General features: G+C 69.2%; 2 protein-coding genes. Both read right to left on the reverse strand.

Annotated elements, in window-relative coordinates; translation table 11 throughout:
• Positions 1-428 (reverse strand): pseudouridine synthase (locus ACDELDRAFT_RS22695; protein ID WP_005801385.1); only part of this gene is annotated, 428 nt, incomplete at its 3' end.
• A gap of 103 nt (positions 429-531) precedes the next feature.
• Positions 532-1,206: peptidoglycan DD-metalloendopeptidase family protein (locus tag ACDELDRAFT_RS22700; protein WP_005801386.1), on the reverse strand; the 675-nt coding region annotated here is incomplete at its 5' end.

Raw genomic sequence — 1,206 nt, forward strand, 5'->3', positions numbered from 1 at the left:
TGGCGGTTGCGGCCCTCGCGGATGGCGAGTTCGATCCACGCGGTGGGGATGGCCTTGCGCTCGCGGATGGGCGGGTTGCGCGGCCATACCGCAGGTGCGGGCTCCAGCAGCCGCGCGCGGGCGGGCAGGGTGGGGCCATCGTTCAGCACCACGCCGTGGCGCAGCGCCGCCAGCGCGGCTTCGTCTGGAATGCCCTCCACCTGCACCCAGTAGGTCTTTTCCATCTTGAAGCGCGGATCGGCAATGCGGGCCTGCAACTTGCCGTCGCTGGTGAGCAGCAGCAGGCCTTCGCTGTCGGCATCCAGCCGCCCGGCCACGTACACGCCGGGGAGGTCGATGTAGTCCTTGAGGCCCTGCCACCGGCCCTCGGCCGTGAACTGGCTCAGCACGCCATACGGTTTGTTGAAGCGGATCAGGCGCGGGCTCATGCAAGGGGGCAGTTTTTAAGTGAAGCATGCCGCTTGCGCTTGATGGGCAAGCGCGTGCAGCTATCAAATGAATAGTAATCGGTGGTGCGGTGCGGGCACCGGCTCATGTCCCCAGGAACAGCGCAGGATCGACCATGGCGCGGTTCAGCATCACGCCCCAGTGCAGGTGCGGGCCCGTCACGCGGCCGGTGGCGCCCACGGCGCCCAGGCGCTGGCCGGTCTGCAGCACGTCGCCTACCTGCACGTCGATGGCACTCAGGTGGCACACCATCGTCAACAGGCCGCCGCCATGGTCCAGCCACACGGTGTTGCCGTTGAAGAAATAGTCGCCAATGTCGATCACCCGCGCGGGCAGGGGTGCCACCACGGGCGTGCCGGTGGCGGCGGCGATGTCCATGCCGCTGTGGGGATTGCGCGGCTGGCCGTTGAACACGCGCCGCAGCCCGAACGAGCTGGATCGCCGCCCGGGCGTGGGCTGCGCCATGCGCAGCAATGGCTGTGCGCTGGCGGGCTCGCTCCAGGTGGCCATCACCACGGCCTGGTGGTCGCGTTCACGCTCGTAGCGGGCCTGGTCCTCGGGCGAGAGGTCCACCGTGCGCGGCGCGACTTTCAGTTGCTGCTCGGCATAGCGCTTGGGGGCCACGGCATAGGCCACCTGCCGGGTGCCACCAGGGCTTTGCACGCTGATGTGCGCATCGCCCGCGGGGGCCGACAGGGCGATGCCGACCAGCGCCGTCCACTCGCGGGCATTGCCCACCACCAGCAGCGGCACGTCGCT

The sequence above is a fragment of the Acidovorax delafieldii 2AN genome, assembly GCF_000175235.1.
Lineage (GTDB): Bacteria > Pseudomonadota > Gammaproteobacteria > Burkholderiales > Burkholderiaceae_C > Acidovorax > Acidovorax delafieldii_B.